This is a genomic window from Chromobacterium sp. CCUG 30098 (genome assembly GCF_059916605.1).
Map to the genome: position 1 here is coordinate 369,334 of NZ_JAUCGS010000005.1, position 12,296 is coordinate 381,629.

Annotated in this window: 8 protein-coding genes; 4 read left to right on the forward strand and 4 right to left on the reverse strand. The window is 64.6% G+C overall.

The window, feature by feature from the left end:
- Nucleotides 1-55: 55 nt before the first annotated feature.
- The 4 genes from QUG03_RS14190 to QUG03_RS14205 form a co-directional block, all read right to left on the reverse strand.
- The gene (locus tag QUG03_RS14190) at nucleotides 56-4,993 is read right to left on the reverse strand and encodes a hemagglutinin repeat-containing protein (protein ID WP_500820281.1); all 4,938 of its coding nucleotides are present in this window, start codon (nucleotides 4,991-4,993) and stop codon (nucleotides 56-58) included.
- Between the two features lie 246 nt (nucleotides 4,994-5,239).
- On the reverse strand, nucleotides 5,240-6,850 hold the full coding sequence (locus QUG03_RS14195) for a ShlB/FhaC/HecB family hemolysin secretion/activation protein (RefSeq protein WP_500820282.1): 1,611 nt from the start codon (nucleotides 6,848-6,850) through the stop codon (nucleotides 5,240-5,242).
- 322 nt (nucleotides 6,851-7,172) lie between these two features.
- Nucleotides 7,173-8,240, reverse strand: coding sequence for an alanine racemase (alr, locus tag QUG03_RS14200; protein ID WP_500820283.1), 1,068 nt, complete (start codon nucleotides 8,238-8,240; stop codon nucleotides 7,173-7,175).
- 2 nt (nucleotides 8,241-8,242) lie between these two features.
- Nucleotides 8,243-9,550, reverse strand: coding sequence for a D-amino acid dehydrogenase (locus tag QUG03_RS14205; protein ID WP_488906697.1), 1,308 nt, complete (start codon nucleotides 9,548-9,550; stop codon nucleotides 8,243-8,245).
- 136 nt (nucleotides 9,551-9,686) lie between these two features.
- Here QUG03_RS14205 and QUG03_RS14210 point away from each other — a divergent pair, with 136 nt between their 5' ends.
- From QUG03_RS14210 to QUG03_RS14225, 4 genes are all read left to right on the forward strand, one after another.
- Nucleotides 9,687-10,175 (forward strand): Lrp/AsnC ligand binding domain-containing protein, encoded by a 489-nt coding sequence (locus QUG03_RS14210; protein WP_107799975.1) that lies wholly within the window; start codon nucleotides 9,687-9,689, stop codon nucleotides 10,173-10,175.
- A gap of 125 nt (nucleotides 10,176-10,300) precedes the next feature.
- Complete coding sequence (locus QUG03_RS14215; RefSeq protein ID WP_500820284.1) at nucleotides 10,301-10,603, forward strand: PAS domain-containing protein; 303 nt, start codon at nucleotides 10,301-10,303, stop codon at nucleotides 10,601-10,603.
- Nucleotides 10,604-10,638: 35 nt separating this feature from the next.
- Nucleotides 10,639-11,427: a methyl-accepting chemotaxis protein gene (locus tag QUG03_RS14220; RefSeq protein WP_500820286.1), complete on the forward strand. Its 789-nt coding sequence runs from the start codon at nucleotides 10,639-10,641 to the stop codon at nucleotides 11,425-11,427.
- 72 nt (nucleotides 11,428-11,499) lie between these two features.
- Entirely contained in the window at nucleotides 11,500-11,967 is a 468-nt protein-coding gene (locus QUG03_RS14225; RefSeq protein ID WP_486636746.1) for a YbaK/EbsC family protein, read from the forward strand.
- Nucleotides 11,968-12,296 lie beyond the last annotated feature (329 nt).

Consider the following 12,296-nt stretch of genomic DNA (forward strand, 5'->3'; position numbering starts at 1 on the left):
CAAAACAAAACCCCCGCCAGTTGCCCGGCGGGGGTTTTCGCTTGGATCAAGCGTCTTACTTGCTCTGGATGCCGCCTTTCACCACGGTCGGCGTATTCTCATGCTCGGCGCGGATCAGCGGCGCCTTGCCGGAAGTCACGTCGCTGACCGCCTGCTTCAGGATGCCTGACGGGGTGCTGTTCAGCTTGACCCCGCCGCCGCCCTTGTAGCGCTCGGTGGCGATGTCGGCGGTTTCCACCTTGGAATCGCCCAGGTCCACCTTGCCGTTGGCGGACGACACGGTCGCGCCGGTCAGCTGGGTCTTGCCGCCCACTTGCAGGGTCACGCCGTCGGCGCCGGCGATGCCGGTAACGACGCCCACCGAGTTGTCGCGCTTGACGCTGACGTCCACGTCAGCCTTCAGCTCGGTGCCCTTGTCCTGGGCGTTCAGCAGCTTGTCCTTCAACGTGTTGCCGCCTTTGCGCGCCAGGGTATCCAGGGTGCCGGACTTGGCCGGGCCGGAGGTCGGCTGCTCGGGCAGGGTGACGGTTTCGCTGTTGGCGTTGAAGCTCACCGCATTGGTGGTGTCTTCCTTCAGGCCCTTGTTGAAGGCCAGGCTGTCGTACTTCTCCTTCACCTTGTCGGACGCGGCGTTGACCAGTTCGGTGCCCTTCTCTTTCACCTTGTCCTTCAGCGGGCCGGCCTTGTCGGCGGCCTGATCGACCAGGCTGGCCTCCTTGCCGTTGGAGCTGTTGACGCCCAGAGCCACGTCCACCTTCACGCTGTTGTCGCGGTCCTGACGGCTCTCCAGCGCCAGCTTGCCGCCCACCTGGCCAGTGACGGTCTTGCCGCTGACATTGGCGCCGGCCAGAGTGGCGTTGCCTTCGGCGTTCAGTTCCACTTGCTGCTTGGCGGTCACGGCGGCGTTGGCGTTGCTCAGCTTGTCCTGTTGATCCACCTTCACCTCCAGGCCAGCCTTGATGTCATGCACGTTCTTGGTGCTGTCAGGCTTGATCTGGCCGTTTTCCTTGTCGCTGCTGGCCTTGTTGCCGCCGCCGATATTGCCGGCCACGCTCCAGTTGTTGCGCTGGCTGCTGGACTGCGCCGACTCCAGGCGGATATCGCCCTGGCTGTCCAGCTTGGCGCTGTCGCCCTGCACCTGGGTGCCGCTCAGGCGGATACCGCCGCTGCCGGCCGCTATACTGGCTTTGCCGCCGCTGACCACGCTGCCGCCGGTCTGGCTGCGGCTGGACTCGTCGGTGCTGGCGTAATTGCCGCCGGCGCCCACATTGAAGCCCTTGCTCGCCTTTTCCTGACCATTGCTCTGGCTGCCGCCGGCCTTGAGATCGAAGCCCCACTGGCTGCCGGACTTGTCGGCGCTGGATTCGGCGGCCTTGAACTCCACCTTGTCGCCCTGCAGCGTCACGTCGCCGCGGCTGGCGATCTTATCGCCCTGCAGACCCAGCTTGCCGCCGGCCGTCAAGCTCACGCCGGCGTCGGCGTCCACGCCGCCGGTCACGGCGGTGCTGGACTTGGCTTGCTGCTTGTCCACGTTCACCGCCACCGCGCCGCTGCCGCCGACATTCTTGCCGCCGCCTTCGATCGGGCTGGTGGTGATGGCCAGATTGGCCTTGCCACCCACGGTGCGCTGCTCGCTGCTGCTGCTGTTGTTGGCCTGGCTGAAGCTCAGATCGCCGCCCGCGTTGACGCTGGCCGCGCCCTTGCCGCCGACGATGGCCACGCCCTGGTAAGCGGCGTTGTTGTCCACGTCCACCTTGACGCCGTTGCCGGCGCGGATGCCGCCGGTGACCGCGGTGGAGCTGGACGAGGCGCTCGTCACCGTGCTGCCGCTGCCGGCCGCCTTGACGTTCACATCCTCGCCGGTGGTGGTGTAGACGCGCACGCCGACATCGGCCTCGGTCTTGCTGCCGCTCTGGCTCTGGGTATTGGCCGCGGCGCTGAACTGATGGCTGTCCGCCTTGATCTCCACCGTGTTGCCGGCCTGATACTGGGTGCCTTGATCGCTGAGCCCAGCCTTGGCGTCCACCTTGATATTGCCGCCGTTCAGGCTGCTGGCCTGCGCGGTGCTGGACTGGCGGGTTTCCGAGCCGACGCCGGCCTTGACGCCGACATCCACGCCCAGATTGGCCGCGCCCAGATCGCCGGCCGCGCCGGCCGCGCCGATCACATCGCCCTTGGCCACCTTCTCGCCTGCCGCCACCAGCGGACGGGTCACGCCGCTGTAATCGGCGTTGACGCCCACTTCCACGCCCCAATGACTGCTGTCGGAGGTGGTTTTCTGGCTGCTGTTGGCCGCCTGGTTGTCGATGCGGCCGCCGGCCAGCTTGATGTCGCCATCAGCCTTGACCTGGGCGCCCTGGTTGCGGATGTCGCCGTCGCCGTTGCCGGCGACGATGCTGACCCCGCCCTTGGAGTTGATCGCGCTGACCTGGGCCGTGCTGCTGTCGGACTGGCTGCGGCTGTTCTTCTGGTCCACGCCCAACGCCACCCCGGTCTTGTCCAGGCCGGCGTCGATATAGAGGCCGCCGCCGGTGACGCTGCTGCTCTTGCTTTCCTTCACCGTGTCCTGCGCCGCGTTCAGGCTGACGTTCTGGCCGCTGAGGGCCGCGCCGCCGGCGCCGGCGTTCAGCTTGGAGCCGGTCACCGTCAGATCGCCCTGAGCATTGAGCGCCACCTTGTCGCCGGACAACGTCGCCGCCTGGTTCTGGGTCGCGTCGCGGTCCACGCTGCTGCTGCTGTGCTCGATGCGCACGCCGCCGCGGTACTGCTTGTCGCCGGTGATGTCGCCGACGCCGCGCAGCGCCAGCTCGGTGTCCTTGCTCTCTACCTTGTCGCGGGTCTGCGACGCCGCCACCTTGATGTCGCCGTTGGCGGCCACGTTCAATTCGCCGCCGGCGCGCACCTGGCTGCCGCTGATCGCCACGTCCTTGGCGGACTGGATGCTCAGATTGGTGTCGGACTTCAGCTCGGCGTTGACCGCCTGCTGCTGGCTGGCATTGCCCTTGCTGCTGCTCTTGGTGATGTTGAAGGCGGTGCCGCTACGCTGATCGGTGCGGGTTTGCGATTGGTTGACCACGCTGTCGATGCTGATGTCGCCGTTGCGGCTGATCGCCACCGCGTCCCGCTCGCCGCGGGCGCGGCTGCCGGCGATCGCCACGCTGTCGCCGCGCAGCGTCAGCTTGCCGCCGGCGGTCAGATCGCTGCCGTTGTTGACGGTGTCGGTCTTGCCGTTGTCGCGGTTGCCGCCGCCGCCGATGCCGCCCCAGTACACCTGGTCGTTGCGCTGGCTGTTCTGGTTCGTCGTCTGCTGCACGCCCAGGCCGAGCGCGCCGCCCGCGCCCAGGGAGGCGTCGCGGCCGGCGGCCAGCTTGGCCGCCTTGGCGTCGATGTCGCCGCTGGCGCGGATATCCAGATCACGGCCGGCGCGCAACTGGCTTTGCGCCAGGCGCTGCTCGCTGGACGCATGGTCCCAAGAGCCGGTTTCCAGGCTGGCGCCGTCGTTCTTGCGGTTGCCCCGGTCGCTGCGGGTATCGGTTTCCGTCACGCCGCTCAGCTTCACGCCGCCGTCGGCCTGCAGGCGGATGTCCTGGCCGGCGCTGACGCTGCCGCCGCGGATGGCGATCTGGCCGCGCGGCTGCGCGCCGTCCACCGCCTGGTTGTCCGCCGCCGTCGCCGCCGCGGTCAGCGTGGCGTCCTGCTCGGCGCGGATGCGCACGCCTTCCTGGCGCTGGCTGGTTTCGCTCTGGTCGCGGTTATAGGCCCAGGAGTTTTTCCAGGCGTGATTGCTGTTGCTGGACGCGCTGTCCGCCACTTGGCTGTCCAGCGTCAAATCCTTGCCGCTGAGCGCCACATTGCGGCCGCTGATGTCGGTGGCGGCCAAGGTCGCCGAGTCGCCGGCGCTGAGGCTCACATCGTCGCGCGCGCTGATGACGCTGCGCTTGATGCGGGTATCGCTGCCATTGCTGGCGGTATTGGTTTCACCGGTTTTCCAGATGAACCAGCTCTCGTCGTGGCCGCTGTCCTGGGTGGTGGAGGTTTCCGCCCGGCCGCGGCTGTCGATCTGGCGCGCGGCCAGGGCCACCTTGCCTTCGCTGGCGCGGATCTGCGCGCCTTCCAGCGCCAGTTTGCCCTGGCGCGCGTCCACCGACACTTCCTGCGCGCCGTTCAGGTTGCCGCCCACATTGACGCCGGCGCCGTCGGCGGTGCTGATGATATTGATGCGGCCGGCCTGCATCGCGCCCAGGAACACGCTGTCCAGCGAGCCCACGCCTTCCGGCGCCTTATCGCTGCGCAGCACCTTGGCGTCCTGACCCTGGTAATCCACCAGGTTGAAACCGGCGCGGACATTAAGCTGCTCGCGCGCGGCGACATTGCCGCGCACATCGATGCGCGGCGCGATCAGGTCCAGCACGTTGACGCCACTCAGACCGGCGCCGTTGACGCTGAGCGCGTTGCCGTTCATCGCCGCCTGCAAGGAGGCGATGGCGCCGTTTTCGATATTGGCGTTGCCCACCAGCAGCGAAGCGCGCGGCGTGTTGATGAAGCCGCAGCCGCTGCAGGTGATGCCGTTGGGGTTGGCCAGCACATAGTCGGCGGCCTTGCCGAACACTTCCTGCTTGCCCAACAGCAAGGACGGGTTGCGGCTGATCACTTCGTTCAAGATCACGCTGGCTTCGCGCCCGCCCAGCAAGGCGTTGGCGCCCAACTGGCCGGCCAGCTGCGATTGGCCGCCGGCGGCGGAGTTGTTGAACACCGCGCCGGGCTTGCCGACGTTGAAATCCTGGTATTGGTTATGCGACAGGCCCGCGGCGCTGGGCGCCACGATATTGACCACCGCCGCGCCGTTGGCGGCATTGCTCACCTGCGGCTGCGCGCCGTTGCCGCCGGCGACGATGCCGGCCGCCATCGCGGCTTCCACCGCCCAAAACGCCAGAGTCAGCGCCGCGGCCACTTTCCCCGTTACCGATAAGCCGAAATTTATTTTTTTCTTCATGATTTGAGTCCCGTTCATTCAGAGAACAAGCAGATCCGGTCCAAAACCGTCTATCCAAACGCCCCATGTTCCGTGGGCATCTCCAGCCTGCCAGCCGGATCCGCCCACAATGAAACATACGTTTGATTTCGAATCTACGTCTCTTTTTAAATCAATTCAAATGAAATACTGCCAATATCGCTTAGTCGCCGTCGCAGCTAATTTCTTTCAAAAAATATTCACGATAAAAAATAAATGCCAAAAGCATCACCAGGACAGCGCCAGCTTGGCGAACAGCTGATGGCCTTCCTGCTGCCAGCCGGCGGGCTTGTACAAGGGCCGGCTGTATTCCAGGTCCAGGCTGGCCTTGCGGTAGCTGAAAGCCAGGCCCAGGCTGGCGCCGGCAATGCCTTGCCACTGCTGGACCGAACCAAGTGGCAGCACCCGGCCGCCGTCCAGACCGATACGCGGCGTCACGCCGACGCCGGCCAGCTCAAAGCGGCGCGACAAGGTATTGCGCCAGGACCAGGCGGTTTCCCCGGCCAGAAAGTTGCGGCGAAAACCGCGCACCGCGCTGGCGTCGGACACGTCCATCTGCTCGACGCCGGGCAGATAATCGCGGCTGGTCTGGCCGGTCAGCGCGCTATTGAGCTGATACGGCCCGCCGGGCAGGCCCAGACTTTGAAACCAGTTCAGCGAAGCCTTCCACTTGGTGAACTGCGGATTGGGACCATCCGGTACACGCGGATCCGGCGCATTCGCGCCCAGCCAGCGCGTGCCTCGCTGCACGCCGGCGTCCGCGATCAGCACGCCGCCGCTGAGCAATTGCAGCCGGGACAGGCCCAACTCGGCCACGCTCAACGTGGGGCTGGATACTGCATACTCCGTATCCTGAATATAATTGCGCACCCGCTTATGGATTAGCTGCGCCATTAGCGAGGTGGTTTGGTTTTGGCCGCGGCTCAGCACCCGATCCACGCGCAGGCCGCTCTGCGCGGTGCTGCCGGACAGTTGCACCAGATTATTGGGAAGCTGTTGCGTGTTCAGATAATCGGCGCGGCTGGCGAAGGCGCTGAACGTCCAATAGCCGTAAGGCAGGGAGTAAAACAGCGATTCGCTGCGGCTGTGCCGCACCGCATTGTCGTTGCTGGTGCGTTGCGCCGACACGCTGACGAAATCGGACAGACCCAGCGGGCTGTCCCAGGACAGGCCCACGCCGGCCTGCACCCGGCCGGTGCTGTCGCGGCCGGTGTTGTCGGCGTTGAAGTTCAAGCGCCAGGGCGCGTCCTTATTGTTGCGCAGGCTCAGAATGGAGCCGCCCACGGTTTCGCCGGGCAGGATGTCCAGCGTCGCCTTGCTGGACGGCAGGCGGTTGGCCTGGTCCAGGCCCTGGTCGGCGTCGTGGATGTTCAGCGGCCGGCCGACCACGCCGGGAAACAAGGTGGCCGGATTGCTGCGCCGGTCGTCGCTGACGATCTTCTCCACCCGCCCTTCGTGCACGCGCAAGGTCAGCACGCCCTGCTCGTCCGGCCCTTCGGCCGCCACGCGCGCGGCGATATAGCCCTTTTTCAGATAGAGCTGGGTCAAGCTGCGGCTGAAGCGGTTCAACTCTTCATTGTTCAGGCAGTCGCTGGCCAGTTCGCCCAGCGAGGCCACTTCCTTGCGGCTCAACAGCTTGATGCCGGCCAGACGCACACCCTTGACGCGCAGGCAGTCCAGCTCGCTCATATCGGCCGCTTGCGGCCTCCGCATCATATTGCTGTCCGGCTGCATCTGCCGCAGCCGCTGCTGCTGAATGATGGCGTCGAAACGGCGGCTGTTGTCCTGCAACAGGCGCCGCGAATCGTTTTCCATTTGCTGATGCATGCTGCCAGACATGCCGGGCACTTCCGCGGCCTGCGCCGCCACGCCCCAACAAACGATCCCCGCCATCCGCCAGAGCCGAGCTGGAGATGGTTTTTTATATTTAATCATCATCGGATTCGTAACTATTTTTAAATAAAGGAAAACAGAAATTCCATGACGCGTCCAGACTAATGAGAATAATTATCAAATAATGACACTATTACCCAGACTTGATGCCAGCCTTGCGGCCTTAGCGCAACATAAAATTCAATACGAATAAAAAAACCCGGCCAATGGCCGGGCTTTCCGCTTAGTCGTTTGATTCTGAAATATCTTTCAGAAGATCAGAAAAAACTTATTCGAACACAAAGTGGGCGCGCTTGATATTGCACAGCAATTCATAGGAAATGCTGCCGGCGGCGGCGGCCACCTCGTTGACCGACACCGCGTCGCCCCACAACTCCACCTCGCTGCCGATGCCGGCGGCGGGCAAGTCGCTCAGGTCCACGGTAATCATGTCCATGGACACCCGGCCGATGATGCGCGAACGGCGGCCGTCCACCGCCACCGGGCTGCCGCTGGACGCCAGCCGCGGATAGCCGTCGGCGTAGCCGCCGGCGATCAGGCCCACCCGGGTCGGCCGTTCGGTAACGAAGTTGTCGCCGTAGCCGATAGGCTCGCCGGCGGCCAGCTCGCGCACGCCGAAGATGCGGCTGCTCAGCCGCATCACCGGTTTCAGCTCATCGCCCTCCGGGAAGCCCGCCGGCAGCGGGCTGGCGCCGTAAAGTAGGATGCCGGCGCGGCCCCAGTCGCGGCGCGAACGCGGATGACACAGGATGCCGGCGGAATTGGCCACGCTCTCCTCCCCCGGCAGGCCGGCGGTGGCGGCGTCGAAGCTTTCGATCTGCGCCAAGGTCATCGGCACCGTCGGCTCGTCGGCGCGGGCGAAGTGGGTCATCTTGACGATGTTCTCCGCCTTGCCGCTGGCCTGCAAACGCTCCCAGGCCGCGCGGTAATGCCGCGGCAAAAAGCCCTCGCGGTGCATGCCGCTGTCCAGCATCAGCCAGACGCGGAACGGCGCGGCCGGCTGGGCCTCTTCCAGCATGCGCAGCTGTTCTTCGCTCTGCACCACCAGCCACAGCCGGTGGCGCTCGACTTCGGCCAGCTCGGCCGCCTCGAAAACGCCTTCCAGCAGCAGGATGGGCGCGCTCACGCCGGCGGCGCGCAGGTGCAGCGCCTCCTCAAGGCAGGCGACGGCGAAACCGTCGGCGACATCGGCCAGCGCCTGGGCGCAACGCGCCGCGTCGTGGCCGTAGCCGTTGGCCTTCAGCACCGCCAATACCCGCCCGCCATGCTGGCGCTTGGCCAGCAGATAGTTGTCGCGCAGGTATTGGGTGCGGATGGTGGCGATCAGCGGCCGCATGCTCAGGCGCCCGCCACGGCCGGCCGGGCGGCCGGCACCACCAGGGTTTCGCCCTGTTTGGCGTAGCGCTGCATGGACAGACCGTCCAGGCTGATCTCCGGCTTGGCGCCGGTGATGATGTCGGCCAGCACCTTGCCGGAGCCGGCGCCCATGGTCCAGCCCAGGGTGCCGTGGCCGGTGTTCAGCGACAGATTGGCGAAGCGGGTGCCGCCGACGATGGGCGTGCCGTCCGGCGTCATCGGCCGCAGACCGGTCCAGAAGCTGGCGGCCGGGATGTCGCCGCCGTTCGGGTACAGATCGCCCACCACCATTTCCAGCGTTTCGCGGCGGCGCGGGTTCAGCGACAGATCGTAGCCGGACAACTCGGCCATGCCGCCGACGCGGATGCGGTCGTCGAAGCGGGTAATCGCCACCTTGTAAGTTTCGTCCAGCACCGTGGACACCGGCGCGCCGGCCGGATTGGTGATCGGCACGGTCAGCGAATAGCCCTTGACCGGGTAAACCGGAATATCAATGCCCAGCGTCTTGACCATGTCGCGGGAGAAGCTGCCCATCGCCACCACATAATGGTCGGCGGTCAGCAGATCGTCGCCGACGCGGACGCCGGTGATGCGCTTGCCGTCGCTCTCGATGCCGTCCACGCTTACGCCGAAGCGGAACTCAACGCCCTTGGCGCGCGCCATCTCGGCCAGGCGGGCGGTGAACAGATTGCAATCGCCGGTTTCATCGTTGGGCAGTTGCAGGCCGCCGGTCAGCTTGTGCTTGACGCTGGCCAACGCCGGCTCCACCTCGGCGCAGCCGTCCCGGTCCAGCACTTTGAAATCCACGCCGCACTCCTTGAGCACGGCGATATCCTTGCTGACGCCGTCCACCTGGGCCTGGCTGCGGAACAGCTGCAGCGTGCCGCCCTGGCGCGCCTCGTAGCCGATGCCGGTTTCGGCGCGCAGCTCTTTCATCTTGTCGCGGCTGTATTCGGCCAGACGCATCATCCGGCTCTTGTTCACCGCGTAAGCGTCTTCATTGCAGTTGGCCAGCATCTTGGCGATCCACTGCAGTTGGTACAGGCTGCCGTCCGGCTTCACCGCCAGCGGCGCGTGGCGCTGGAACAGCCATTTGGCCGCCTTCAGCGGAATGCCCGGCGCGGCCCAGGGCGTGGAGTATCCGGGGGAAATCTGGCCTGCGTTGCCGAAACTGGTTTCCAAAGCCACGCCTTCCTGGCGCTCCAGCACCGTCACCTCGCAGCCCGCCTTGGCCAGATACCAAGCCGTGGACACGCCCAGAACACCGCCGCCCAGCACGATCACCTTCATTTTCTCTCTCCGTTTGCAGCACTACATGGCTATAGTGATTTTGCGTAGTATATTAATGAAACACTGGGTTTTTTCACCAAAGTAGCGTCAGACTACAGATTTTTAAACTGCAAACTTTCATAGACATAGTGAAAACATGAAGAAAAGTTCAAGCGGCGACAAAGCGCTGGATAAAACCGATCTGAAAATCCTGCGCCTGTTGCAGAAAAACGGCCGCATCTCGATGACGGAACTCTCTGAAAAGGTGGGACTTTCCACCACGCCGTGCACCGAGCGGGTACGGCGGATGGAGCGCGACGGCATCATCGAAGGCTATTACGCCCGGCTCAATCCGCACGCGATGGGCGCGGCGCTGCTGGTGTTCGTGGAAATCAAGCTGGAAGCCAAATCCGGCAATATCTTCGACGCCTTCCGCCGCGAAATCATGCGCATCCCGGAAATACTGGAATGCCACCTGGTCTCCGGCGAATTCGACTACCTGATCAAGGCCCGCATCCCGGACATGTCGATGTACCGCAAGCTGCTGGGCGACATCCTGCTGCAACTGCCCTCGGCCAAGGAGTCCAAAAGCTATGTGGTGATGGAAGAGGTCAAGGAGACCTTGCTTCTGCCGCTGGGAGAATAAATTAGCCGTTTAAAATCACACTCTTGTATTTGATTTAAATCAAAAAAGGCTTGCATTCCCCTCCCGCCTCAGCCAAACCACAAGCAGCTGTTGCTAGCGTAAAACTACCTAGGCGGGAGATGAGGATGTTCGGCTTCATGAAGGCGGTCGACAAGACCGCGGACGCGGCGCGGCAGGTGCGCCAACTGGAAAGCGTGCTGGACCACGCGGACAATCTGATCATGCTGTGCGACACCAGCCGCGACAATGCGATCTTCTATATGAACAAGACCGCGCGCGACATCCTGAGCCGGCATCGAGAAATGATGAACCAGAAATTCCGCGCCGGCGTCGACGTCAACCACGCCCACGGCCACAGCATCCACCAATTCCACCGCGATCCGGAGTACAACCGCCGCATCCTGGCCGACCTGCCAGCCGCAAGATAGACCAGCATATCGCGATGATTCCGGTGGGCGAAGTCATGTTCAAGACCAAGGTGTTTCCGATCTGGGACTCCGCCCACCCCGATCAACTGCTGTGCTTCATGGCCAGCTTCCAGGACGTATCCGCCGAAATGCTCGCCCAGCAATTGCAGGACCAGGGCAATCAGCGCCGCGACTTCCTGGAGGTCCGCATCAACGAGTTGTCCGAAAACATGCAGGCGATGAGCGCCACCATCCAGAACGTGGCGGTGCAAACCGCCGCCGCCTCCGAATCCTCAGAGCTGATGCTGGGCGAGGCCAAGAAAAGCATGGCCATCGTCAGCGACACCAATCAGGGCATGCAGCAGGTGGGCGCCATGGTGCGCCAGACCGCGGACAGCCTGGTCTCGCTGGGCCAGCGCTCGGAAGCCATCGGCCACATCGTCAACGTGATCAAGGACATCGCCGATCAGACCAATCTCCTGGCCTTGAACGCGGCGATCGAGGCGGCGCGCGCCGGCGAGATGGGCCGCGGCTTCGCCGTGGTGGCGGACGAAGTGCGCAAGCTGGCCGAACGCACCACCAAGGCCACCCAGGAAATCGGCGACATGATCCGCGCGATCCAGGGCGAGGTGCAGCAAAACGTGCGCGCCATCGAACAGGGCCGCGAACAGGTTCAAACCACGGAAAACGACTTCCAGCGCGCCGAGGGCGCCCTGCAAACCATCGTCGGCGAGATCAACACCATGCGCAATTTCGTGGTGGAAATCGCCAACGCCTCGGAAGAACAGGCCGCCACCTCGCAGGATATCGCCGATAAGCTCAGCGACATCACCCGGCAGGACTGAAGTAAAAACGCTTCACAAGCAAAGGATGGGGCGGAATAATGAAACGCTCCACCCTTCGCTTCGAGGCCAGACATGAGCTTAGCGTCCGTCCAGGCGTTTTTCGCCGCCCGTCAGCTGGACATCCCCATCATAGAGCTGGAAGTCAGCACCGCCACCGTGGCGGAAGCCGCCGCCGCCCACGACGTGGAGCCCGGCCGCATCGCCAAGACCCTGGCCTTCCGCCTGAACGACGGCCGCGACGTGATCCTGGTGGCGCGCGGCGACGCCCGCATCGACAACCGCAAGTTCAAGGACGCCTTCGGCAAGGGCAAGATGCTGCCGCCGGACGAGGTGGAGGCCATCACCGGCCACCCGGTGGGCGGCGTCTGCCCGTTTGGCCTCGCCACCGATCTGCCCGTCTATCTGGACGTGTCGCTACAGGCCTACGACGAAGTGCTGCCGGCCGCCGGCGCCGTCCACAGCGCGGTGCGCTTGTCGCCGCAGCAGCTGCACCACATCACCCAGGCCGACTGGGTGGATGTGTGCCAGGCTTTTGCCTAGGAAGCGGTTTACGCTCCGCTGCGCCTCGTCCCGAGCCGCGCGGCCGAACCGATGCAAAAAGCCGCCGTTTGTCGCCAAACGACGGCTCAAGCTTTCCCGCGGCGGAATCCCCGCCGCCTGCCACGCCAGGCCGGCGCGCTATTGAGACGCCCGCGCATCCCAACCAAGGCGCCGCCACCGTCTTGCCATACGGTGCGGCGACATACAGGCCGAGCAGACGCAGCCAGGAGTCAGCGCTTAGGCGCGGCGGTAGCCGGCTTTCAGACTGTCAGGGTCAAGGGAAAACAAGGTTCGCGGAACGCGATTCGAATCAATCATGACTTACACCT

Bases quoted from the DNA above. Each gene is read 5' to 3' on its own strand.
- QUG03_RS14225 (WP_486636746.1), top strand. From the start codon at position 11,500: ATGAGCTTAGCGTCCGTCCAGGCGTTTTTCGCCGCCCGTCAGCTGGAC.
- QUG03_RS14190 (WP_500820281.1), bottom strand. From the start codon at position 4,993: ATGAAGAAAAAAATAAATTTCGGCTTATCGGTAACGGGGAAAGTGGCC.
- QUG03_RS14205 (WP_488906697.1), bottom strand. From the start codon at position 9,550: ATGAAGGTGATCGTGCTGGGCGGCGGTGTTCTGGGCGTGTCCACGGCT.
- alr (WP_500820283.1), bottom strand. From the start codon at position 8,240: ATGCGGCCGCTGATCGCCACCATCCGCACCCAATACCTGCGCGACAAC.
- QUG03_RS14220 (WP_500820286.1), top strand. From the start codon at position 10,639: ATGTTCAAGACCAAGGTGTTTCCGATCTGGGACTCCGCCCACCCCGAT.
- QUG03_RS14210 (WP_107799975.1), top strand. From the start codon at position 9,687: ATGAAGAAAAGTTCAAGCGGCGACAAAGCGCTGGATAAAACCGATCTG.
- QUG03_RS14215 (WP_500820284.1), top strand. From the start codon at position 10,301: ATGTTCGGCTTCATGAAGGCGGTCGACAAGACCGCGGACGCGGCGCGG.
- QUG03_RS14195 (WP_500820282.1), bottom strand. From the start codon at position 6,850: ATGTCTGGCAGCATGCATCAGCAAATGGAAAACGATTCGCGGCGCCTG.